This is a genomic window from Caulobacter sp. GW821-FHT10A10 (assembly GCF_059415745.1).
The window spans coordinates 310,908-331,889 of record NZ_JBWKNV010000006.1; the positions used below are offsets into that span (position 1 = coordinate 310,908).

General features: G+C 65.9%; 22 protein-coding genes and 1 tRNA gene. 1 reads left to right on the forward strand and 22 read right to left on the reverse strand.

The features are described 5' to 3' along the window. Window position 1: 1 nt before the first annotated feature. The 21 genes from dut to AC07NS_RS18325 form a co-directional block, all read right to left on the reverse strand. Window positions 2-619, reverse strand: a complete 618-nt coding sequence (gene dut, locus AC07NS_RS18225) for a dUTP diphosphatase (protein ID WP_494605472.1) — start codon at window positions 617-619, stop codon at window positions 2-4. Next, window positions 616-870 (reverse strand): glutaredoxin family protein, encoded by a 255-nt coding sequence (locus tag AC07NS_RS18230; protein ID WP_494605474.1) that lies wholly within the window; start codon window positions 868-870, stop codon window positions 616-618. The genes dut and AC07NS_RS18230 overlap by 4 nt, the downstream gene beginning before the upstream one ends. Window positions 871-876: 6 nt before the next feature. Beyond that, window positions 877-2,040, reverse strand: coding sequence for a ribonucleotide-diphosphate reductase subunit beta (locus AC07NS_RS18235; RefSeq protein WP_494605476.1), 1,164 nt, complete (start codon window positions 2,038-2,040; stop codon window positions 877-879). Window positions 2,041-2,111: 71 nt separating this feature from the next. Beyond that, window positions 2,112-4,994 carry a ribonucleotide reductase barrel domain-containing protein gene (locus AC07NS_RS18240; RefSeq protein WP_494605478.1) on the reverse strand — a complete coding sequence of 961 codons (2,883 nt, stop codon included), beginning with the start codon at window positions 4,992-4,994 and terminating at the stop codon, window positions 2,112-2,114. 207 nt (window positions 4,995-5,201) lie between these two features. Further along, a complete protein-coding gene (locus AC07NS_RS18245; protein ID WP_494605480.1) occupies window positions 5,202-5,456 on the reverse strand; it encodes a hypothetical protein in 255 nt (84 codons plus the stop codon). Continuing rightward, window positions 5,449-5,895 (reverse strand): hypothetical protein, encoded by a 447-nt coding sequence (locus AC07NS_RS18250; protein ID WP_494605482.1) that lies wholly within the window; start codon window positions 5,893-5,895, stop codon window positions 5,449-5,451. The genes AC07NS_RS18245 and AC07NS_RS18250 overlap by 8 nt, the downstream gene beginning before the upstream one ends. Next, window positions 5,879-6,211, reverse strand: a complete 333-nt coding sequence (locus tag AC07NS_RS18255) for a hypothetical protein (protein ID WP_494605484.1) — start codon at window positions 6,209-6,211, stop codon at window positions 5,879-5,881. Before AC07NS_RS18255 ends, AC07NS_RS18250 begins: the two co-directional genes overlap by 17 nt. Before the next feature lie 91 nt (window positions 6,212-6,302). Beyond that, window positions 6,303-6,656 carry a hypothetical protein gene (locus AC07NS_RS18260; RefSeq protein WP_494605486.1) on the reverse strand — a complete coding sequence of 118 codons (354 nt, stop codon included), beginning with the start codon at window positions 6,654-6,656 and terminating at the stop codon, window positions 6,303-6,305. Then, window positions 6,656-7,624: a hypothetical protein gene (locus AC07NS_RS18265; RefSeq protein ID WP_494605488.1), complete on the reverse strand. Its 969-nt coding sequence runs from the start codon at window positions 7,622-7,624 to the stop codon at window positions 6,656-6,658. Before AC07NS_RS18265 ends, AC07NS_RS18260 begins: the two co-directional genes overlap by 1 nt. A gap of 187 nt (window positions 7,625-7,811) precedes the next feature. Continuing rightward, window positions 7,812-8,408 carry a nucleoside/nucleotide kinase family protein gene (locus AC07NS_RS18270; protein WP_494605490.1) on the reverse strand — a complete coding sequence of 199 codons (597 nt, stop codon included), beginning with the start codon at window positions 8,406-8,408 and terminating at the stop codon, window positions 7,812-7,814. A 13-nt stretch (window positions 8,409-8,421) separates the two neighbouring features. Continuing rightward, the gene (locus tag AC07NS_RS18275) at window positions 8,422-9,741 is read right to left on the reverse strand and encodes an ATP-dependent DNA helicase (protein WP_494605492.1); all 1,320 of its coding nucleotides are present in this window, start codon (window positions 9,739-9,741) and stop codon (window positions 8,422-8,424) included. Between the two features lie 76 nt (window positions 9,742-9,817). Continuing rightward, entirely contained in the window at window positions 9,818-10,837 is a 1,020-nt protein-coding gene (locus tag AC07NS_RS18280; RefSeq protein ID WP_494605494.1) for a hypothetical protein, read from the reverse strand. Between the two features lie 154 nt (window positions 10,838-10,991). Next, window positions 10,992-12,104: a hypothetical protein gene (locus AC07NS_RS18285; RefSeq protein ID WP_494605496.1), complete on the reverse strand. Its 1,113-nt coding sequence runs from the start codon at window positions 12,102-12,104 to the stop codon at window positions 10,992-10,994. Then, a complete protein-coding gene (locus tag AC07NS_RS18290) occupies window positions 12,104-12,319 on the reverse strand; it encodes a hypothetical protein (protein WP_494605498.1) in 216 nt (71 codons plus the stop codon). The genes AC07NS_RS18285 and AC07NS_RS18290 overlap by 1 nt, the downstream gene beginning before the upstream one ends. 108 nt (window positions 12,320-12,427) lie before the next feature. Continuing rightward, on the reverse strand, window positions 12,428-13,024 hold the full coding sequence (locus AC07NS_RS18295) for a 3'-5' exonuclease (protein WP_494605500.1): 597 nt from the start codon (window positions 13,022-13,024) through the stop codon (window positions 12,428-12,430). Next, on the reverse strand, window positions 13,024-13,446 hold the full coding sequence (locus tag AC07NS_RS18300) for a hypothetical protein (RefSeq protein ID WP_494605502.1): 423 nt from the start codon (window positions 13,444-13,446) through the stop codon (window positions 13,024-13,026). The genes AC07NS_RS18295 and AC07NS_RS18300 overlap by 1 nt, the downstream gene beginning before the upstream one ends. A 100-nt stretch (window positions 13,447-13,546) precedes the next feature. Beyond that, window positions 13,547-15,775, reverse strand: a complete 2,229-nt coding sequence (locus tag AC07NS_RS18305; protein ID WP_494605504.1) for a DNA polymerase — start codon at window positions 15,773-15,775, stop codon at window positions 13,547-13,549. Window positions 15,776-15,802: 27 nt separating this feature from the next. Beyond that, a complete protein-coding gene (locus AC07NS_RS18310; protein ID WP_494605506.1) occupies window positions 15,803-16,879 on the reverse strand; it encodes a DNA cytosine methyltransferase in 1,077 nt (358 codons plus the stop codon). Next, window positions 16,863-17,546 carry a hypothetical protein gene (locus AC07NS_RS18315; RefSeq protein ID WP_494605508.1) on the reverse strand — a complete coding sequence of 228 codons (684 nt, stop codon included), beginning with the start codon at window positions 17,544-17,546 and terminating at the stop codon, window positions 16,863-16,865. The genes AC07NS_RS18310 and AC07NS_RS18315 overlap by 17 nt, the downstream gene beginning before the upstream one ends. After that, complete coding sequence (locus AC07NS_RS18320; protein WP_494605510.1) at window positions 17,543-19,261, reverse strand: hypothetical protein; 1,719 nt, start codon at window positions 19,259-19,261, stop codon at window positions 17,543-17,545. Before AC07NS_RS18320 ends, AC07NS_RS18315 begins: the two co-directional genes overlap by 4 nt. Next, a complete protein-coding gene (locus tag AC07NS_RS18325; RefSeq protein WP_494605512.1) occupies window positions 19,251-19,955 on the reverse strand; it encodes a hypothetical protein in 705 nt (234 codons plus the stop codon). The genes AC07NS_RS18320 and AC07NS_RS18325 overlap by 11 nt, the downstream gene beginning before the upstream one ends. 582 nt (window positions 19,956-20,537) lie before the next feature. On the opposite strand from AC07NS_RS18325, the gene AC07NS_RS18330 reads away from it, so the two are divergent. After that, a tRNA-Cys gene (locus AC07NS_RS18330) sits at window positions 20,538-20,615 on the forward strand. 2 nt (window positions 20,616-20,617) lie between these two features. Here the strand turns inward: AC07NS_RS18330 and AC07NS_RS18335 are convergent. Next, window positions 20,618-20,875 carry a helix-turn-helix domain-containing protein gene (locus tag AC07NS_RS18335; RefSeq protein ID WP_494605514.1) on the reverse strand — a complete coding sequence of 86 codons (258 nt, stop codon included), beginning with the start codon at window positions 20,873-20,875 and terminating at the stop codon, window positions 20,618-20,620. Between the last annotated feature and the right edge of the window lie 107 nt (window positions 20,876-20,982).

Sequence of the window (20,982 nt, forward strand, 5' to 3'; positions counted from 1 at the left end):
TTTATGCGCCGGTCGACCCAAACCCCTGATTGCCGCGTGCGGTCGCAGCAAGTTCAGCAATTTCCACGGGTTGCGCGGGGATGTACCTCTCGAAGATGAGCTGAGCGATCCGGTCCCCGGGGTAGATTTGCCTGGAGGCCTCCTCCGCGCCCAGATAGCAGAGCAGAACCTGGACCTCGCCGGTGAAATCAGCGTCGACGACACCGGCGTTGACGAAAAATCCCTTGGTAGACAAGCCGCTGCGAGGAGCGATGCGCGCGTAGGAGCCCTCCGGGCACCGCAGCGACCACCCCGTCGGGATCAGTCGGCTCTCGCCCGTAGCCAGGGCAATTGGCGCCTCCAGGCAAGCATAGAGGTCGAGCCCGGCTGCCCCGGAAGACCCAGACGAGGGCAAAATTGCATCCGCCCGCCGCCGGACGAACCCGACCTGTTGCCGCGCCTCCAGGCCCGCCGCTATCGAGCGGGCGTCTTCCCAGGAAATCGCCCGTCCCTCTACTTCAACGCGCGGCCGGCTGTCGTATTGGACGGTGGTCTCGCAGGCCCGGCGAGCGAATCGATCGGCCAAGTGATGGGCGGCCTCAATGTCGGCCGCCCTGGCGTAATAGACGACGACCTTCACCGCGCGTCCTGGTCGAGCGATTGCTTCAGGTTGTCGAAGCCGCCGACGAACTTGACCGGTCGGTATTCTTCGGTCGTCTCGAAGATGACCGGGAAGGTTCGCCAGCCATTCAAGGACGCCAACAGCTTCAGGCGCTCGTCCGGGTCTTCGATCAGGATAGCCTTGTAGGGGATGCCCTTCACGTCGAGCAGCGTCTTGGCCTTCGTGCAGTTGTCGCAGCGAGGCATGGTGTAGATGAGGTATTGGGGCATGTCGGCCTAGTGGAGAGCGGTGAGCGCCAGAGCATCGGCAATGGCCGGCGCGAGGAACGGGGCCGGCGCGGTGCTGGCCGAAAGCGGCGAGCGCTGGCCATTGGTGGCGTAAGGCAGGAAGTCCCAGGCCTGATCCCAGCCCTGCACGCCACCCTTGCCGTACTCGGTCGCGCGCTGCTCGAAGAAGTTGGTGTGGGTCGGGGCGTTCATGATCCAGTCGAGCCACGGGAACGGGTTCTCGGTGACCCCGTAGTTGGCCTTGAGGCCCAGCTGGAGCAGGCGCCGGTCGCAGATGTAGCGGATGTAGAGCTTGGCCTCCTCGGCCGTGACGCCTTCGATCTGCAACGCCTTGAAGGCGGCGCTGCGGCGCTCGGCGCGGTTCTCGGGCTGGGGCTTGGCCTTGTCCATGTCGACGCCGACGGTGAAGGCTTGGTCGATGAAGGCGTCCTCCAGATCAACCATCGCCCGGGCGGTATCGTAGAGGCGCAGCTTGGTCTTGTCGTTCCAGGCGCGCGGGTGCTCGCGCACCAGGGCGTGGAAGAGCTTGATCATGCTCTCGACGTGGTGGGTTTCGTCGCGGATCGACCACTCGACGATGGTGGTCATGCCCTTCATCAGGCCGCGACGCTGGAAGCTCATCAGCAGGGCGAACGAGCTGAAGAGCTGCATGCCCTCGCCGAAGGCGCTGAACACGCCGATGTCGACGATCAGGTCGGCGATGCTGTCGCCGGTCTCGCGCTCGAACATGTAGGCGTGCTTGGCCGACATGGCCTCGTACTGCTGGAAGGCCTTGTACTCGGCCTCGGGGATGCCCAGCGTGTCGATCAGCAGGCTGTAGGAGTGAATGTGGTTGGCTTCGGCCGCGCCGAATGCCAGCAGCATCATGCGCAGCTCGGGGTGCGGGAAGCGCGGCAGATACTTCTCGACGTAGCCGCGAGCGACGTCGACGTCGGCCTGGGTGAAGAAGCGGAAGAGCTGGGTCAGCAGCTCGCGCTCGGCGGCGCTGAGGCGGGTGTTCCAGTCCTTGACGTCGTCGGCCAGCACCACCTCGTGAGGCAGCCAGTGCATGGCCTGCATCTTTTCGTAGGCTTCGAAGGCGAAGGGATAGGCGAAGGGCTTGTAGTAGTCGCGCGGCTTCAGCAGCGACATGGTGGTGTCGTTGTGGGACATCGGGTCCGTGATCAGAGGGTCAGGAAGAAACGGGGCGCCCCGTTGGAGCGCCCCGCAAAGAGGACCGGGCGTCAGCCCTGGCAGTTGAAGCAGACCTCGTCCTCGATCGGCATGGCCGCAGCGGCCAGGGCCGCCAAATCGAGGATATCGAGACCGCCCAGCACGTCGTCGCTGGGGCCTTGGGCCTGGAGATCGACGGTCGCACGCTCGACGACGTCGTTGGTGTTCTCCGCCCGCTTGGGGGTGGTCGAGCGCAGGTAGTAGAGGCTCTTGATCCCCATCGCCCACGCCAGCCAGTGGACCTCGTTGACGTATTCAGCCGAGGCGTCGTGCGGGATGAAGACGTTGACCGACTGGGCCTGACAGATGTCGTCGGTGCGGTCGGCCGCCAGCTGGATGACCCAACGCTGGTCCACTTCCATCGCGGTCTTGAAGACCGCCATGACCAGTTCCCAGTGCTCGGCGGTGACCGTCACGCCCAGGACGTCGTAGGTCAGGCCGTCCTCGGACTTGACGCCCTGGGTCTGGATCGAGCCCTCGGCCGCGACGATCGCCTTCCAGACCTCCTCGGTGTCCAGGCCCAGGAAGGCCAGCTCACGCTTCAGGTACGGGTTCTTGACCGGGAAGGAGCCCGACAGGGTCTTGTGCAGGTAGGCGTTGGAACGCCACAGCTCTGTGGAGGGGCTGGTGTTGCGGCACAGGATCGAGCTGGAGGCGTTGGGCGCCAGGGCCAGCTTGTGAGCAAAGCGCTCGCCGGTGCCCTCCATGTCCGGCGCTTCGCCCCGCTCGGCGCCCAGCAGGAGGCTGGCCGCGTCGGCTTGGCTGCGCAGGTGGCGGAACAGCTGCTTGTTGATCGCCCGAGCCTCTTCGGACTCGAACGGGATCATGTTCTGCTGGAGGTAGGCGTGGAAGCCCAGCAGGCCCAGGCCCACGGAACGCTCGCGCATGGCGCTGTAGACCGCGTGCGCCAGCTCAGGCCCGGCCTTGGCGATGAAGTCGCTCAGGCAGTTGTCCAGCATCCGCATCAGGTCTTCGATGAAGTGCGGGTGGTCGCGCCATTCCAGGTACGTCTCGGCGTTAACCGACGACAGGCAGCAGACGGCGGTGCGCTTCATGCCCTCGTTGTCGATGCCCGTGGCCAGGGTGATCTCGGTGCAGTTGCCCGTGAGCACGCCGTTGAAGACCGCGCGTTCTCGGCCCGGCACGTGGAAGCAGAAGGTGGCGCTGGTCCAGGGCAGCTCATGGACGTCGGCGACGACCGGGCAGTAGAGGTGGGGCCAGCTTTCGGTGTGCTGGTCGCACGTCGGGACCGCCACCAGCAGATAGCCGTCCTTGGCCAGCAGATTGGCGTCGTCGACGCTCAGCATGAAGACGCTGCCGGCGTCGGTGATGCGGATCACCGGCTTGAGACCGGCCTCCAGCGCGACGCGGCGCATGTCCTGGATCAGGCCCACGTCCTCGGAGACGAGCGCCAGGGCGTCGCCATAGGCTTCGACCTTGGTCCAGGAGCCGGCCACATCGAGGGCGCCGCCGAGCCATGCGAGCTTGGAGCCGCGCGTCCAACCGTGCGGAGCATGGCCCGCCGGAATGGTCTTGGGCTCGTAGCGGATGAACATCCCGCCTTCGAGCGGATCGTCTTCGCCTTCCTGGGTGTGCGCCGAGGCGTCGACCGATTGGACCAGCAGGCGCTTGGTGGCCTCATTGCCGGCCGGCGTGGGCGCGAACACCGTCAGCCGGTTGGCGTCGGTGACGCCGCCGAAGGTGGCCCAGCCGGCGGTATAGGCTACCGACACCTGCGTCGGGCCGCAGGTGGTCTTCTCAATCAGCGGGTGGGACGGCGCCTCCAGCCGCTCGCCCGGCTTCAGCTCGCCGGCCCGGACCATCACGCCGTGGTTGGTGTAGAACTTGTGGTGCGGCGTGCAGTCGATGTGCGAGCCGTCCTCGAACCAGACCCGAACCAGGGCGGCGTCCTCGGCGGTCTTGCGCACCTGGGTGAACTGGAACTGCGTGCCGTCCCAGACATCGACAAAGGCTTCCTCGCCGCGCGCGGCGGCGGCGTCGAACAGGCCGCCGATCTGCTGATAGCCAGCCTTGGTCAGGATTTCGGTGTCGGGCGAAACGCAGAGGTTCGACTGATGGACCTTCAGGCCCATCTTGCGCTGGTTCTCCGGCAGGGCGCGGTTGGCCGCATCAACGAAGAACAGGTAGGGCTCGCCAGTTTGCAGGCGGGTGTCCAGGATCAGGCGCCACAGCTCACGGGCCTGGACCGTCTCGGTGACGGCGCCGGTCTTGGGATCGACCAGATCGAACGGCAGGTCGTGGGTGACCGCGACCATAAACGCGTCGCTGATCGAGATGGCGTTGTGGAGGTTGGTGCCCTTGCGGTTGGCGTCGCCACCAGTGGGCTTGCGCATCGTGATGAACTCACGAATTTCCGGGTGGCTGATGTCCAGATAGGCCGCGTAGCTGCCCCGGCGCGTGCCGCCCTGGCTGACGGCCAGGATCAGGCGGTCGACCACCGCCACGAACGGGATCACTCCCGTCGAGCTGGAGCCGCGCGATGTCTTGGCGCCATTGGAGCGCACATTGCCCCAGTAGCCGCCGACGCCGCCGCCGACGCTGGAGAGCCAGCCGGTCTCGACCCAGTGGTCGAAGATGCCAGAGCGGCTGTCCTCGGCGGTGGAAAGGAAGCAGGAGATGGGAAGGCCGCGATCGGTCCCGCCGTTGCTGAGCAGCGGCGTGGCGAACATGAACCAGCTCTTGGAGACGTAGTCGTAGAGACGCTGTGCGTGGGCTTCATCATCGGCAAAAGCCGCAGCCGCGCGAGCCAAGGCCTCCTGCGGGGAGGTCTCGGTGGGGAGCATGTAGCGCTCCTCCAGGGTCTGTAGGGCAAAGGTCTCGAAGGCGGCGTCGCGGGAGTAGTCGATAGAGATAGAGGAAGCGTCGACGCTCATGCGGTGTCCGAGAAAAAAGCCCCGCTGGAGCGAGGCTTTGGGGTCTGTGGGGAGTGCAGACACGAGGGGTCGAACGCGCGCCGTGGTAGGGCGCGCGTCGAACTGAAGTCCCTGTAAAATCAGGTACTTAGGCGTGTCAGAAGGGTGGGCAATATAGCCCGAAAACGGGCTGAATGTCAAGAATTCCCGACACTCAGCCGGGCGCGCTCAGTTCTCGTCGCGGAACTTCAGGCCGGCGACTGCCAGGATGTCCTTGATATTGCGGACCCTTCCGTCGAGCGTGAAGCCGTCGCGGGTCTCGCCCAGACGGGGACCCAGGATGAGCTTGGCCTGCTCCATCAGCGGCGGCCGGTCCAGGAACGGCACGATGATGGCGCCGTTTTCGCGGGGAAGTCGGTTGGACAGGTTGGGGTTGCCGGCTTCTTCGCCGTCGGCGTCGGCTTGGGGCTTGCGCTTAGCCAACGCCGTCTTCAGCCTCGATCTCGGCGGCTTCCAGGGCGGAGTCGACGTCCAGGCCGGCTTCGCCATAGGCCTTGGCGTAGTCTTCCACCGACGGCGCGCCGCCGTGGATGTCTTGCGAGGTTTCCATGCCCACCGCCATGGCGTCTTCGCCAGCGTCGATGCGGGCGGCGCCCTCGGTCAGGGTGCGGCTGATCATGGTGAAGGTCGCGCGCAGTTCTGGCGGCTGGCGGCGCAGGATGTTGGCCAGGGCCATGGCGACGCGGTCGACCAGGGCCTCGGGGGCGTCGGCTTGACCCTCGGCGGCCATGCGCATCGAGTGCAGGCCCAGGGCGACGGTGAAGCCCGGCGAGCCGCCGTCGGGGTTGGGAACTTCGACCAGCTGGATGATCGCGGTCGGGGTGATGGCGCCGGCGGGCGCGGCTTCAGGCAGGTCGGTCATTGGCGTCCGGTTGGAGAAGAAAGGTGATGCGGTTGACGGCGTCGATCTCGTTGACGGCGCCCTGAGCGAGCAGGGCGTCGACGGTGGCCTGGATCACGCCCTGCTGGTCGAGGGTCAGGATCGCGAGGCCGTAGAGGAGAGCCAGGGAGGCGGGCCGGCGAATGTCCGGCATGGGGGGCGTCCCGATCAGGAGTTCGAGATCGCCTTCACCATCGTCGAAGACGGTGAGCGTAAAGGCCGGCGTGAGCGGCGGGTCGTCGTCTTCAGGGGAGGAGCTGACCGCCGCCTCCGTATACGCGAGGCTTGGGGTGTTCATTTTCGGGGGTACTGGTTGTGCCGGGGTGGCAAAAGGTGAATGCCATCTGAGTCGCCATTCGTCAACATCAAATGACGCCTTTTGGCGACACTCAATAATCGAAGCCGTCCAACTCGCGGTAGACTTCGGTCGCGCGTAGCGGCGGCGCCTCCGGGCCCAGGACCTTCTTGCCCAGGATGCGGGCCCAGGCGATTTCCCGGCGGGTGGATTCGCCGATGTAGCGCGTGCCCTCGGGCGTGAAGCCGACCACGAAGATGGCGTCGGAGTTGGCGATCTTCGCCAGATGGACGAGGTCCAGGGTCTCCTTCTCCTGCGGCGTCAGCGGGTCTCCCGAGTGGCCGTAGGCGGCCACCGAGTAGACGACGTTGCCGGCCTTGGAGAGGGCCTGGTTCCAGGCCTCGAAGTCGGCCTTGAAGCGGGTCGAGCCGCAGAGGGTGATCTTCATCACAGGCACTCGTTCGGCAGGAACTTCCGGAACTGGGCGAAGCCGCGCAGGTTGCCTTGGCGCTCGTCGAGGTCGAAGAGGGTCAGAGGCCGCCCCTGATGCTCCAGTGGGCTGGCGTGCTTGGGATCGCCGCCGGCCAGGGAGAGGTAGCGGGTCATGTCGTCGGGCAGCGACGGCCGCGCCCCGTCGTGGCGCGAGTAGCTCACGCGGCAGCTGCGGGCGGCCGAGATCGCCAGCAGCACCATATAGCCGGGACTGGCGTCGAACTTGGCGGCCATCAGCTGGGTCAGCACCTCCTCGACTTCACGGGGCATGCCGCCGCCCTTGAGCGCACGGACGGTGTCGATGACGTCCTGGTCGGTGACATAGGGCAGGTGCCAGTGCCCGTGACTGAGCACGCGCGGCGTGGTGGCGTCCTGGGCCTTGCCGATCGCCTGGGCCAGGAACTGGATTTCGTCCTGGGCCTCGTGGTGGTCGCGCAGGGCCATGAAGTTGGACCACTGGGTCGAGGTGATCAGCACGTCGATGTAGCCGAACCACTCCAGAGGCCGGTTGACCCACTGCTTGTGGACGTTGAGGCCGTCCTTGGCAGCCAGCTTGGCCGCGCCCTCGCGGCAGACGCGGGCCATCTCAAGCCAGATCAGCGCGGCCTCGCCCTGGTCCTCGGGGCTGAGCAGCGCGCCGGGGCTCATGCCCGGCTGATTGTGCTTGAAGGCCGGCACATAGGGGTTGGCGTCGCGGATCGTCAGCGAGGCGTTGGGAATGGCGCGGCTGGAGCTGCCGTTCCGGCTGAAGACGCGGTGCGTCATCAGGTCGGCGTGGACCATGCGCGGATAGCGCGCCTGGATCGTGTCGATCCGCTGGCCGCTGTCTTCGGAGATCGAGCTGGCGATGACGCGGGCGGAGGCAGGCCCCACCGTGAAGATGGGACCGGCCGGCGGCAAGTGGCCGGTGAACAGGAGACTCATTGGGAGCTTTCAGCGTCGCGGGCCACAAGGTCTTCCGCGAATAGTTCGGCCTCGGAGCAATCGCCGTCGGCCAGGACAGGGCAATCAAGACCGCACCCGCCGCTGATGCCGACGACCATGCAGTCGCTCATCATCGCGGGATTGAGGCCTCGATCGAAGTGGGTGAGAGGCGACCAGATGGACGCCATCAGGGCAGCGCCACGATTTCGTCGGCGACGAGCATGAGGGCGGCCTGCTCCAGGTCGTGGACGCCGCGATCGTTCGTGACGGACCAGTGGGCCTGGATGAGGTCGATCTCGCGCTCGCTGGCGTGTTGGGCGGCGGCGTCCTGGCGATTGATGCGCGGGTTTTCGATCCCGACGATCAGGCCGCCCAGGGCGCGAACGACCTCAGCCTCGTTGAGGAAGCGGCAATCCGAGCAGACCACGCCCGGCGCCGCGCCCAGGTGCTCGACCCCATCAATGACGACGGCGCGCTTGGGATCGAGGGCGGCCAGCACCCTGCCCTTCCAGTTCTCCAGCCACGTCTCGGGGATGTAGTCCCGGAACATGTCGGTGCCGACCTTCTGGAGAATCTCGCGCGGCGAGCGGTAGGGCCAGCGCTGGAGCGGCAGCTCCTTGAGCACCGGGTCCAGCATCTCCTCGTAGGTGAGGCCGTAGACGATGTGGGCGACTTCGCGTAGCGGGTCGGCGAAGTTGAGATGGACGAACCCGTGGGTCCGCACGAGGGCTTCGGCGGCCGTGGACTTGCCATGGCCGCGCTTGCCCTTGAACGCGATCAGCATTCTGGGGTGCTTTCTAGATGAGGACGGTGATGGTCTCGGCCGCGCGCGTCAGGCCGGTGTAGAGGTGGTTGTCGGCGTCCTCGCGGAACGAGGCGCTCTCATCGACCAGGACGACGTGATCGGCCTGGGAGCCCTGGAAGTTGTGGACCGTCAGGGCGTATGCCCAGTCCAGGTGGATCGACTTCTGCTTGGCCAGATAGGCCGCGCGGCTGTCGCTGCTGAACTGGTTCTTCTTGCCGCTGTAGTGCTCTTCGAACAGGCCCTGGAACACGGCCTTCTCGACGTAGGAGGCCTGATCCTCGTCCTCGAACGACATGGTGGTGGTGACCGACCCGGGGGTCAGGTCGACCTCCTTGGTCAGGCAGCGCGCCAGGGCGCCGTTGACGAGGTTGGGATGCTCGCGGCTGTTCTTACGGACGATCAGGGGCTCGCCTTCGACCGGCCCGCGCGGCAGCCCTTCACGGAAATTGCGCGTGATGCGCCAGCGGGTGCGGTTGGTGCCGCACAGGACCTGCGGGCCCTCCATGCCGGCGGCGTAGATGTGCTCGGCGTCGTAGTCTTCGCGAGCCACGACGGTCGCGCGAACACGTCCCGATCCGTCCTTATGCTCGCCCATGGGCAAGCTGCGGCCCTGGCGCGCCAGCGTGGCCAGACGGATGATCGGGTTGTCGGCCGCCTGTCGATGGATTTCGGTGAGGAAGAAGTCGGGCTCGCCGGCCGTAAGGCCCGGCTTGTCGCCGACGGGCTTCAGCTGTCCAGGATCGCCCATGGCGATGACCGGGACCTTGAAGGACATCAGGTGGTCGGCCATTTGCCGGCCGACCATTGAGGCCTCGTCGACGACGATGACGCTGGCGTTGGCGATCGGGCTGGCGTCGTTCAGCTGGAAGCTGATCCGGTCCTCGACGTAGGCGTTGTCGAGGTTGGCCATCAGCTGGTCGACCTTGCGCTTGAGATCGCGCACGTCGTCGAAGGCCCGCTCCTCGATCCGCCGCTGGAGCAGCTCGCGCGTGCCGGCCAGTTCGGTCTCCAGCTGCCCGATCGGGGCGGGCTTTGCCCGGTAGATGGCGCCGTGGATGGTGCCGGCGTTGGCGTTGGGGTAGCGCTGGGCCTTGAGCTTGTTGCGCATGACCTTGGCCGCCTTGCCCGTGGGCGCGACGAAGGCGATTGAGAGCGGGTCGTAGCCCAGCTCTTCGAGGATGAACGGCAGGATGGTCGACTTGCCGGTGCCCGCGTAACCGCCGATGAAGGTCAGCATCTCGGGATAGGCGCCGCGCAGGCGGGAGACGACCGTTCGCACGGCGTCGCCCTGGTGCGCGCTCAGGGTGGTCATGAAGCTGTCCGGGATAGGCAGGAAAAGACGCCCCCGGCGCTCCGTGCGCCGGGGGCGTTGACTTCAGGCCGAGGGCCTAGAGGCGACGGCCGCGCGGGGCGGCGCGGTCACGGCCGCCTTCGGGGGCCGCGCGCCGGGCCGGAGCGGGCTCTTCGGCCGGCTCCTCACGGCGGGCACGGCCGCCTCGGGCCGGGGCCGGCTCCTGGGCCGGCTCCTCGCGGCGAACACGGCCGCCACGGGCCGGAGCGGGCTCGTCGGCCGGCTCCTCACGGCGGGTACGACCGCCGCGCGCGGGGGCCTGCTCCTCCACCGGCTCTTCGCGGCGGGCGCGCCCACCACGGGCCGGAGCCGGAGCCGCTTCAGGCTCATCGTCGTAGCCGCCCTGGTCGTCGGCGCCGGCGTCAGCGGCCGTGTCCTCGTAGCCATCGGCATCGGCCTCGTAGTCGGCCGGGGCGCCCTCGGTCAGAGCCTCGAACTCCTCGCGCGACATCCACTCGACGATGGCCAGATCGGGGGCGTACTTCTTGACCTTGCGACCGCCGTCCTTCGGCGTGGTCTCGAACGAGCGGGCGTTCAGGCTGATGATCGGCACGGCGCCCGGGTCCTGCGACTTGTACTTGCGGGCCCACTCCTTCACGATCCCTTCGAGGGAGCGCATCTTGGAGCCGTTGTTGGCCTGGAAGAGCAGCTTCAGGGCCTCGGCGTCATCGACGGTGACGAGTTCGATCGTCTTCTGCTCTTGCCAGCCGTCGTCCTTGCCGTAGGGCCCGTGATCGGTCAGCTGGTGCTTCTGCGGCGGGAGGCCCTGCTCGACGGTGAGCATGACCTCGTCTTCGACCTGACCGTCGACCCAGCAAATCCAGCCGCGCTTCAGCGTGGCAACGTCCATGGCCACGCGAGTGCCGTGGTCCAGGTCGATGTTGTCCGAGCCGTAGGTGTAGTAGCCGTCGTTGCCGTTGAACTTCAGGAAGGCGACGCCTTGGCCGCCGCCCTTGTATCCCTCGGCCTCGCCAGCGATGCTGGCGGCGAGATTGGCGTAGAAGTCAGCCGTGTTGGCGACATAGGTATTCTGACGAACAGCGAGTTCGTTGGGCATATTATCTCTTTGGGAACAGGGAGGAGTTTCCCGGCGAGGACCCCCCGCCGGAAACATCTAGGCCTTCGTCTAGGTCTAGTGACTGCGACTGCTGTCTAAGCGACTGTCGCTATTGCTTTTTCTATTGGTCTAAGTGCTGTTGCTAGCGCTGTGACTATTGGTAGACGTCGTCGATCCTCGGACCGCTTTCGCTGATCGCGAGACGACTGTGTCCGTCGCCCTCCTTGGCGAACTGCTCGACATCAATGCCGGCAGCCATGAGGGCGAACTTCATCCCCTCCACATCGTAGGACTTGCGTCCCTTGATCCAGGAGATGCTTGCCTTGGCCACGCCCGGAACCTCCGCGCGTCGGACCCCGACATCGGCGAACCACTGCTTCAGCCTCTCCGAGGCCTCCTTGTGGTTCTTCTCCACCGACTTCTTGGCGGCCGAGGCAGTGCGCTCGGCGACCACGAGTTCGGCGAACTCATTCATCAGCTTGGTGCTGGTGTTGGCGTTGGTGGCCTCGCCCGCGTCCGGTACGGCCGAGCCGCTGACCAGGGCGCAGGTCGACTTGAAGGGGCAATAGTCGCAGCCGCCTTCGTACTTGCCCTCCGGCGTGATCGTGGCCGGGTTCTTGATCTTGTAGACCTCGCGGGCCCGGGTCTTGGCCGCCTCGAACTCGCGCTCGCTGAACGGCACGACGAAGACTTCGATGTCGTCGAAGAAGCTGGCGTCGATGTAGACGATGACCGCGTAGTTGGGTCGGTACTCGGTGTTCTCGCGGGTAAGGCCCATCTGGATGATGGTCTGCCCCCGGTGGATCGCCTTTTCCTCCTTGAGGTTGACGCGCGGGTCGATCGACTTGATCTCGAAGTTGAAGCAGCTGGTGCCGCCTAGGCTCGGGATGCCGTAGCCCGCCAGGGCGTCGTCATCGGCGTCGATCACCAGACCGTCGGGCGTAGCCGACAGCGGCGCATCCTTGGCCATGAGGGTCTGCTGATTGGCGCCGCCCCAGATCAGGCGAGCGTCGTTGAACTCAGTGCGCAGGAACCACTCGACCGCCGGCTCGACGAAGTGCTGCTCGATCAGGTCCCCGCGCTGGAGGGCGCCCCAGCTTTCCTTATAGTCGGGGTCCTTGGCGGTGCCGTTCTTGGAGAACCAGACCTTGCGCATGCAGCCGAAGGCCTCGGATGCGCCTACGGTCTTGGAGCGGTCGTGGGCCCATGTCTTCTGGTGACCCTTCACGAAGGTGTCGAAGGCCTCGAAGAAGTTGATCTCGGCCATCAGTCGAAGCCGCCCAGGTCGATGGAGCCGATGATCTCGCCGGCCGCCTCGGCGAGATCGCCGATGGCGTCCAGGATCAGGAGATCGGGCAGGTAGCTGGCGGCGTGGCGGCGGCGCTCGTTGCGGGCGTGCAGCGCCCAGGCGGCCAGGATGATGAACAGGGCCAGGACAACGACGCAGAGCGTCGGTCCCGCCCAAGCAGGCAGGTTGGTCATGTCGGTCTTTGGGAGGGGTCGGCTAGCGGGCGGAGGGCGGCAGAGCGGCCCAGACGATGCCCGTCACGGTGATGAGAAGAAGCGCGGCGGCGGTAGGCAGGTCGGGCATCAAGCCGCCTGGGCGCCGGCCACGAGGTCCTGGCAGTAGTAGAAGAGGTCGCGGGTATCGATCACGTCGCCGATGGCGGTGTGAGCAGCGGTAGGCGGCCGACCCAACAGGAGCGGCACGGCCTTTTCTAGCTTCGGCCAGCCGTAGCCGCCGCCCGGGAAGTTGGGCGGGAACTTACAGATCGGCGTGGTCGCCTTCATGGTGTCGAAGCAGTTCTTGCCGGCGAAGATGTCTATGGAAGGGTCTCCTTCCAGCAGGCGCACGGCGTTGTTGATGACCTTGGCGTCGAACTCGACGTTGTGTCCGATGTAGGTGTCACAGACCGAGAGCATGTCCTGGAAGAGGTCCAGGGCCGAGCCCTCATTCACGCCGGTCGCCTGCGAGATTTCCGTGGTCGTGCCGTGGATGTCCGAAGAGGCGGTCGGGATCGGATCGGTCCGGTAGATCACCAGATCGACCCTCTGGAGGTCGATGCGGCGGATCGGGTCGATCATGATGAAGCCCAGCTGCGTGATCTTGGGCTGGTCGGGGTGGCCGCCGGGCAGCTTCTTGTTCCACAGCCCGGTTGTTTCGGTGTCGAGAACCAGGGCGTACATCAGGCGTCGGAACTCTCGGTGTCCGACGACGGCCGGCGCATCGGCGTGACGTTGTCCTCGGCGAACCGGAGGGTCGCCTTGTTGTCGCGCGTCAGCTCGGTGAAGAGGTCGTCCTGCTCGTCCGCGTTCAGCAGCTGGTCGATGGCGTGCGCCGCCGAGGCCGCGCTAAGCGAGGCGTGGGCCGACAGCCAGTGGTCGATCAGGCCATGTGCGGCTTCCTGCGTCAGGAAGACCATCAGGACCGCGCCGACCAGCAGCGCGAAGAAGCCCGAGGCGGGCGCCAGGACGCCCAGCGCGGCCAGCAGCGAGTAGATGAGGAGGATGACGACGAGAAAGGCCGTCACCAAACCCAGGAAGAACCGCACGCCAACGGCGCGCAGGTAGGCTTCTTGGATTGTCGGGGAGAAGGAAGTCGAGGACATCGGGTCCGTTTCGTTGATGAGGAAGTGTTAACTTTTACCGGATCAGGTGTCAAGAAATGGCGACATGCAATGACGCCATTTAGAACCACACCGGCTCGCCCTAGTGGGTCTCAGCCCAGGTCCGCCCGGTCTGCACATCGACGTCGACCGGCAGCGCAAAGCCCAGCTGCACGCCCGCGTCGTAGGCGGCGTCGATCAGGTTGCGGCGCACGATCTCGATGGTGCGCGGGTCGTCGCGGACGGCGATCTGAAGTTCGTCGTGGACCCAAGCCAGGATCGCGAAGTCGCCGTCCCAGCCGTGGACGAGGCCGTCCTCCAGGCAGTAGTCCTCGAAGTTGACGCACCACTGCTTGGCGATGGTGGCTCCACAGCCCTGGAGCAGGGTGTTGAGGGCGGCGTGCTGGGCGCGCACGAACAGCTGGCGGCCGTCCAGGGCCGAGAGCATGCCGCGCTTGGCTTCCCGCTGAATCTTCTTCACCAGGGCCCCGAGCGCGGGAATCCGCGTCATCAGGCGCCGGCGCATTTCCTTCCCGAGGTTCTTGGCCTCTTGCTCGCGCAGGATCAGCGCAGGGTTGACGACGGTGCCGAGCTTGAAGTCCTGGGCGCCGTAGATGAGCGCGTAGATGAAGGTCTTGGCGGTGTCGCGGCTGGCCAGTTCGAGGACCTGCGTATGCAGGTCGTGGGGGTCGCTTTCGACGCAGAGGCGGCCGTACACCCCCTGGTCGAATTCGGCCATGTAGTGGCCGAGCGCCCGCAGCTCGATCCCCTTCTGGTCGGCGCCCATGAGCACCCAGCCCTCGGGCACATAGAAGAGGTTGCGGCAGTCCCATCCGTGGTCGCCGTCGCGGCCCTTGCGGATGACCTTCTTCTTCTTGAACTGGACCTCGCCCTTGTCGTCGAGGATCGGCTGACCGTCGTCGCCGATGACGATGATCGGGTCACCCTTGTCATCCAGGACATTGACCTTGCGGGTCTTGACCTTGGGGACCTGGGCGATGTTGGGGTTGGCGTGCGTGGCGCGGTTGGTGACGGCGCCGCCGACGTTGATGGTCGGGTGAATCTTGCCGTCGCCCCATTCCTGGGACTTGCCGATCCAACCGTTGACCCCGTCGACCAGCTGGCCGAGGCGCTTGTTGTAGTAGAAGAGTTCGGCCAGCTCCTCGCAGATCGGGATTTGCGTCGCCAGATCGCGGAGGATTTCATCGTTGACCGCCCAGGCGCCGGACTCGGTCTTCTCGGTCGGCTCCCAGTCGTGGACCGTGATCAGGCGATCGACAATCTGCACGCGGCTGTTGGGGTTGAACTCCTTCAGCTCGACGGGGCAGTACGGGCAGCCTTCGATCTTGTCCCCGCCCTTGGCGAGCGGGTCCTTCCAGTTGGTCGAGCGCTTGGGGACGACAACCTCGCCCCAGTGGCCTCGCGAATTGTCCTCGCCGAATTCCTGGCGGGGCGCGAAGATCAGCTTCTGCTTGACCAGCTTGCCGTCGTCGTTGCGCGCGGGCTTGCCGTCGTCGCCGAGGACCTCGACGGCGTACTCCTTGCCGACCTTCTTCCACTTGCTGGGCACCCACCAGGAGCCGAAGTGGTCGATGGCGATGCGGGTCTTCTCGTCGAAGACCGCGCGCAGCTCGTCCTCCAGCTCGCGGGCGCCCTCGACGTCGAACGGGAAACCGTTGTTCTTGACCCGGATCATCAGGTCGTGGACCCGGTGCTCCAGGCGGATCGCCGTCTCGGCGTGGCGGTGATCGGACTCCATCCGCCGCCACAGGACTTCGTTCACGTTCAAGTCCTGAACGCAGTAGTCCTCCATCGGCTGGTTCCACTCTGCCCAGACGAGGCGGGTGATCGCCTTCTTGTCGAGGTGGGGGTGCTGGGCCTTAAGCTCAGCGGCGCGAGACTTGGCGTAGTCGCCCTTGTGAACGCCGAAGCGCTGGCCCCAGGCCTCAAGGCCGTGGCGGCCGATCTGCTCGCCATCCAGCTCGCCACGAGCGTGCCGGCGGTAGTCACGCTCCTTCTCGTCCGCGTAGTAGATGCGGCTGAGGACCATGGTGTCGCGGATGAGGCAGTTGGCCTCGTCCAGGCAGCCGGGATAGACCTTCTCCAGCGCCTGGATGTCGAATTCGAGCAGGTTGTGGCCGACCCACAGCTCGGCCTCCAACAGCATGGCGATGCCGCGCTTGATCGAGTCCTGGCGCTTGTTGCGCCGGAACACGAAGGTCTGGCCGGTGTCGAGGTCGCGGATCGCGAGGATGTGGACGCGCGTCAGCTCTTGCAGCAGGCCATCGGTTTCGATGTCCCACAGCAGCTTGCGCCCCGGAGGGAGCTTCATCTTGGTCTCGGAAGGGGAATGAGCGCGCTAGGCGGCGCGCTTGAGGTCTCTGGCCGCGAAGGCGGCCTTGATGCGCTGGCCGATGAAGGCGGCCACGGGAACGGCGACGGAGTTGCCGATCGCCTTGAGGCGGGTGGACTTGGTCATGCCTCTCACGGCGGTGTGGCCGTCGGGCATGCCCATGAGGCGCTCGGCTTCGAGGGGAGTGTTCTCGCGGGCGCGCCAGCCCTGCGCCGTCTTGACCAGGACGAAGGCCTTGTCGGACCCGCCCTGGGAGGCGCGGAGGCAGTTCTGGATGACGCCGCCTTGCTCGATCTGGCTGACGTTCTTGCCGTTCAGCTTGCGGCCACGGATGGCTAGGGCGTAGGCGGGGTCCAGATCAGCGCCGCCATCAGCTCCGGCGACAGCATCCGATTGGCCGCCTGGGCATTGGCCAGGAGCGAGGCCCGCCGCGAGCTGCTCAAAAAGGATGTCGCGGGGATCGATTCCGGAGCTTCGAGAACACGCGACAACGATGACCCGCGCCCGAAATTGGGGCAGGCCGAAGCGTTCAGCGTCGAGGATTCGCCAAGCGATGCTGCGGAGGGGTCCACGCACATAACCAGCGTCCGTCCACCGACCCCCTGGTGCGAGGAGTGGCTGACGCTCGCCAGCAAGGTGTCCCAGGAATTGCCCAAAGGCGTTGTCCTTCTTGGTGTTGCTCAGCAGGCCGGGAACGTTCTCGAAGACGAAGACGGGCGGGTCGATCTCGTCGACCACGCGCAGCCCGGCGATGGTGAGGAAGCCGTTCTTCCCTTCGAGGCCGGCGCCGTTGCCGGCCTCGCTGAAGTCTTGGCAGGGGAAAGAAGCCCACAGGGCGTCGACTTGGCCGCGATAGGCCATGCCGTCGATGTCGAGGAGGTTTCCAAGGTTGGGGACGTGCGGCCAGCGCGCCGCAAGGACCCGGCTCGGGGCCGGTGCGATCTCAGAGAAAAACAGGGGGAGGAAGCCCAGCGGCTCCCAGGCCAGAGAGATCGCCTCGACCCCCGAACAGAGGGTTGAGAAGCGAAGGTTCATGCGATCTGTGTTAACTATTTCGGCGCGCGTGTCAACGAGTGTCGCCATTTTCCGACACTCGTGCCCATCCCGGCCACGTTTTGTCGGCGAGGATCAGAAGGGTCGCGGCGAGCTTCTTCTTGGCCTCGCCCTGGACGAGGCGGGCCATCGAGTTGGGAAAGTGCGGCGACAGGCCCAGGAAGAACAGCGGGCGTTCTTCGGTCACCAGCCCCGTCAGGAACGAGCCCAGTTCAAGGCGCCCGATCGCGTAGCAGTAGGTGCCGAAGACCCTGCGCTGGGCCTCGTCCAGATGGCCCATCCCCATCCTGATCTTCTGGATCGCGTGGTCGTAGGCCATCCACACGAAGCGTCCGTCGCCCAGATCGTGGCTTACGACATCCCAGTCCATGGGGTGCCCAAAGGCCTCGATCTGCGCCCGCTCGACGCTCTCGGCGAAAGCCAGCACGACGTCCCCGGTGAGGACGGTGTCGTCCATCAACGGCTCCAGCTTGCCCGGCTTGGTCTCCAGCGTCTTTGAGCGGCGCAGCTGCGCCACGTACTCGCCGACCTCCACCTCGTGGAGCCGGCCGCCGTCGATGTGGCTCAGCTGGAGCTTGTTGGCGGTCTCGTGCCCGATCCCCAGCTGAAGGCAGTTGGCCTTCTCGAAGTGCAGCACGTAGAGGAAGAGGCCCCCGCTGAGCGGGGTCCTCTCATAGGCGTCGATCGGCGTGTTCAATGGCGCCAGCGTCCGTTCTGGATGGTGATGATCTGACGCTTGCCGTTCGGGAGGGTCGCCACCAAGCTGTGGGACCAGGACGACAAGCCCTTGTTGTAGCCCATGTCGAGCAGCGAGAAGGTGCCGGCGGTGTAGATGCCGTCGGTGATACCGCAGCTGTGGGTGTGGCCCGTCGTGGCCTTGGGCCCCATCTTCGTGAAGGCGTTGGGCGAACCGCGCGCGCCGTTGGCGCCCAAGTGCCCGTGCATGCCCTTCTCGATGTCGAGAACCAGGAAGCTTTCGTCCTCGCGCAGGAAGCGCACGCCTTGGCACTTCCAGGCGGGGAAGTGGTTGGTCAGGACGTGCTCGAAGACCGACCAGTCGTGCCGCTTCTCGCGGATCGCCTGATAGGACTGGCGCTGACACTCCAGGAAGAACTCCGCGTTGCGCGGGTCCTCGCGGTAGTCGGCGTGCTTGAGCCACTTGCGCAGCGCCAGATCGTGGTTGCTCTCGACCACGACCGTTTCGCACCAATCGCGGGTCGTCAGCGAGACGAACATCGCCACTTCCCGCAGCTCTTCCTCGACGCTGTCGACCCCCTCAACGAAGAGGCGGTACATCAGGTGCGGGTCGTGCAGATTGTGGTGGTTGCGGCTCTGGAAGTCGGCCACGTCGTGGAAGAACTGGCGCTTGGGTCGCAGGACGTCGAGGATCGTGGGCGCCTGGAAGCGTTGCCAGATGCGACCGCCCTCGCCCCGCTGCTTGGTGGGCGCGATGCCGAACGCCAGGGCCGACACCACCGGGTCGATCTGGGCGACGTGCAGATCGCCCCAGTTGACGGCCTCGATCCGGTGCCCTTCGGTGACCACACCACCGCTCACACGCCGGTCCAGGTCGTAGAAGGAGCCGTCGTCCTCGGCCAGGAGGTGACGTGCGAAGAAGGTCCCGTCGCTGGCGATCTCGACGAGGACGGCGCCGCAGGTGTGATGGAAGCTGGCCTTGATGCCGGCGCGCTTGGGCACGTAGTTGGGCTTGGTGACCGCGCCCGTGGTCATGATGATCTTGGCCGGGCTGTTCTTCATCGTGGGGATGGAGCGCAGCTGGACCTTGGCGTGGGGGAAGATGCCCCAGCGCTCACGGGTGTAGGTCTCGAAGCCCGACAGCGGCGTGGTCGCCGTCGGCAGGGTGTTCATCTCGCCGCAGAAGTCGATGCGGTCGCCCAGGCGGATGCGCTCATGCACCCGGTAGGGCTCGACGCGTTCGTGCCAGTACGGCGCCTTCTGCGGGTCGTGGTCCTCAAAGAGGCGCTTGTTATATGTCCCGCCCGCGATCAGGATTTCGCAGGGACCGTCCCCCTTGAGCCAGTCGCAGTAGGCTTCGAGCTGGTCGAGGAAGCCCTCGTGGACGTCGGTTTCGTCCTGGGCGTAGGAGAGGAGGAACCGGCGCGTGCCGGCGGCGACGTTCTCGATCCGCGCGGACGGCGCGGGACGGTGGTTGAAGAGGGCGCGCGTGATCTGGCTGAGGCGCAGTTGAAGGGTGGACCTGGGCACGCCGTAGCGCTTGCAGAAGGCCCGCTGGCCCCCGACCTTCTTGACGATTTCGTCCAGTTGCTCGGGGGTGACGCTGTCGAGATCGAAGCTGCCGGGCCGCTTGTGCTTGGGCCCGGCGCCGGGGATCATGCCCCGGTGGTAGTCTTGCGTGGAGGCGTCGGCGTGGTCGGCGACCTCAGCCGACATACCGGATCACCGCGCTTTCGTAGGGCGCCGAAAGCGCCTTGGCCCAGTCCCAGATGTACCAAGCATAGTAGTGGCGAGGGCTGCCCTTGCTGTCCTTGATCCAGCGGGGCCGCTTGCGCAGCACGATCTTGGTGATGAACGCCGGGTGCTCGGTGAGGTCCTTGTGCTTCTGGGCGGCGTCCCACTCGTTGCGCAGGAGCATCGCCACCAGCCCCTTCTCGGGCTGCATCAGCCGCAGCGCGTGGCGAACGGACTTAGCGGCGGTGATGCCGCTGGCCTTGTCGTCGTAGGGCGGGTTGGTGATGATCGCGTCGGGGCTGAAGCCCTTGAGACCGGCGACCGTCTCGAACGAGATCGGCTCGGCCTCTTCGAACGCCGCCTGGGCCTGGATCGCGGCGTCACGCCGCTCCTTCCAGGCGCTGTGGGCTTCCTCGAACTCGGCCGTGGGCACGATCGCGAAGAAGTCGATCAGCGCGTCGGCGTCGAAGCCTTCATAGGCCTTGATGTCGGTCGACACATAGGCCCGGCACAGGTCGTTGATCTGGTTGGAGATGGCCCCGTCGCCGCAGAACGGCTCCCAGCCTTGGAGGGCTTCCAGGTCATCTTCGATGACGCTGATCAGGTCCTGGATGGGTTGTTGGGGGGTGGGATAGAAGTCGAGGGCGTTGCGCGGATAGCTGACGACCCCGAGCATGGAAGGGTCCTTGTGACCCGCTTCGGAGAGCTGCATGGCATGGTGAATCTCATCAGCGGCGTTAAGTGTCAAGAAATGGCGACATTGACGGACGACGTGAGACGCGCTATGGCGGCACTAGGCGTGCTTTCGGGCGGCCGGCAATGGGCGTTTCCGCCGCGCCGGTAAGCCGAGTGAGGTTCCGCATGACACCCCCTGACGCGTTTGTTCAGGGAGCTTTCGGGACGGTTTCGTCGGAGAGACTCACGTGTTCCGACGCTGTTGCTGGCCCCGGATATGACCAGCTGACGCGAACGCGGGCCGAGAATCGGAGACCATGCGTGACGGCGGGAGAGCACCGCGAGTGTCGCCTTTTCTTGACACTCCAGGCGTGCTGGTGTAGCCACCGAAGTCTGGAGCGCAGGAGGACACGCGACATGGCGGGCAACCGCCTCGGGTCGATCGGGTCGCAGCTCAACGGACACCGAACCTGCTAGGTGTCCAAGGCTTGCCAGAAGCCGGGGCTCTGCCCCTCTGGCTGACGCAGCGCCGGCCGAAAACGATACGACGGCGACGACCTGGAGTTTTCGGCTCCAGGTCTAAGAGACGGTAGTGGAAGAGGTCTAACCCACGGGACTGCAAATCCCGGTTTCGCCGGTTCGAACCCGGCCCGTCTCTCCAATCTAGCTCTCGATGATCCGCCCCAGCGCCAAGGCCTCACGCCTGATCGCCGGGAGCGCGATCATCGGGTCGCCCCTCTCGACAGCAAGCGTCAGGCTGACGCGCTCAAGGAGCGCGATGTGGCGCTCGGTCACCGCCGCGCCAGACTTGCCGCGTTCCAGGTCGCCGTATTGGCGCAGGGACAAGCCTAGCATTGCCCCAAGCTCTGCTTGGTCTAGTTTCTGCGCAAGGCGCCAAGCCTTCAGGTCTTCACGGTCCATTGTAATCGTCCCTGGCTGCCGCTATCTTCACCTCAGGGCCGCGATCGAGCTGCTAACTCGACCACGGCCCCTTCGGCTATCGGACCCGCATCTTCAAGAAGAGGCGG

Coding starts and splice junctions, on each gene's coding strand:
- AC07NS_RS18230 (WP_494605474.1), bottom strand. CDS start 870: ATGCCCCAATACCTCATCTACACCATGCCTCGCTGCGACAACTGCACG.
- AC07NS_RS18235 (WP_494605476.1), bottom strand. CDS start 2,040: ATGTCCCACAACGACACCACCATGTCGCTGCTGAAGCCGCGCGACTAC.
- AC07NS_RS18240 (WP_494605478.1), bottom strand. CDS start 4,994: ATGAGCGTCGACGCTTCCTCTATCTCTATCGACTACTCCCGCGACGCC.
- AC07NS_RS18250 (WP_494605482.1), bottom strand. CDS start 5,895: ATGACCGACCTGCCTGAAGCCGCGCCCGCCGGCGCCATCACCCCGACC.
- AC07NS_RS18255 (WP_494605484.1), bottom strand. CDS start 6,211: ATGAACACCCCAAGCCTCGCGTATACGGAGGCGGCGGTCAGCTCCTCC.
- AC07NS_RS18260 (WP_494605486.1), bottom strand. CDS start 6,656: ATGAAGATCACCCTCTGCGGCTCGACCCGCTTCAAGGCCGACTTCGAG.
- AC07NS_RS18265 (WP_494605488.1), bottom strand. CDS start 7,624: ATGAGTCTCCTGTTCACCGGCCACTTGCCGCCGGCCGGTCCCATCTTC.
- AC07NS_RS18270 (WP_494605490.1), bottom strand. CDS start 8,408: ATGCTGATCGCGTTCAAGGGCAAGCGCGGCCATGGCAAGTCCACGGCC.
- AC07NS_RS18275 (WP_494605492.1), bottom strand. CDS start 9,741: ATGACCACCCTGAGCGCGCACCAGGGCGACGCCGTGCGAACGGTCGTC.
- AC07NS_RS18280 (WP_494605494.1), bottom strand. CDS start 10,837: ATGCCCAACGAACTCGCTGTTCGTCAGAATACCTATGTCGCCAACACG.
- AC07NS_RS18285 (WP_494605496.1), bottom strand. CDS start 12,104: ATGGCCGAGATCAACTTCTTCGAGGCCTTCGACACCTTCGTGAAGGGT.
- AC07NS_RS18290 (WP_494605498.1), bottom strand. CDS start 12,319: ATGACCAACCTGCCTGCTTGGGCGGGACCGACGCTCTGCGTCGTTGTC.
- AC07NS_RS18295 (WP_494605500.1), bottom strand. CDS start 13,024: ATGTACGCCCTGGTTCTCGACACCGAAACAACCGGGCTGTGGAACAAG.
- AC07NS_RS18300 (WP_494605502.1), bottom strand. CDS start 13,446: ATGTCCTCGACTTCCTTCTCCCCGACAATCCAAGAAGCCTACCTGCGC.
- AC07NS_RS18305 (WP_494605504.1), bottom strand. CDS start 15,775: ATGAAGCTCCCTCCGGGGCGCAAGCTGCTGTGGGACATCGAAACCGAT.
- AC07NS_RS18310 (WP_494605506.1), bottom strand. CDS start 16,879: ATGGCGACACTCGTTGACACGCGCGCCGAAATAGTTAACACAGATCGC.
- AC07NS_RS18320 (WP_494605510.1), bottom strand. CDS start 19,261: ATGTCGGCTGAGGTCGCCGACCACGCCGACGCCTCCACGCAAGACTAC.
- AC07NS_RS18325 (WP_494605512.1), bottom strand. CDS start 19,955: ATGCTCGGGGTCGTCAGCTATCCGCGCAACGCCCTCGACTTCTATCCC.
- AC07NS_RS18335 (WP_494605514.1), bottom strand. CDS start 20,875: ATGGACCGTGAAGACCTGAAGGCTTGGCGCCTTGCGCAGAAACTAGAC.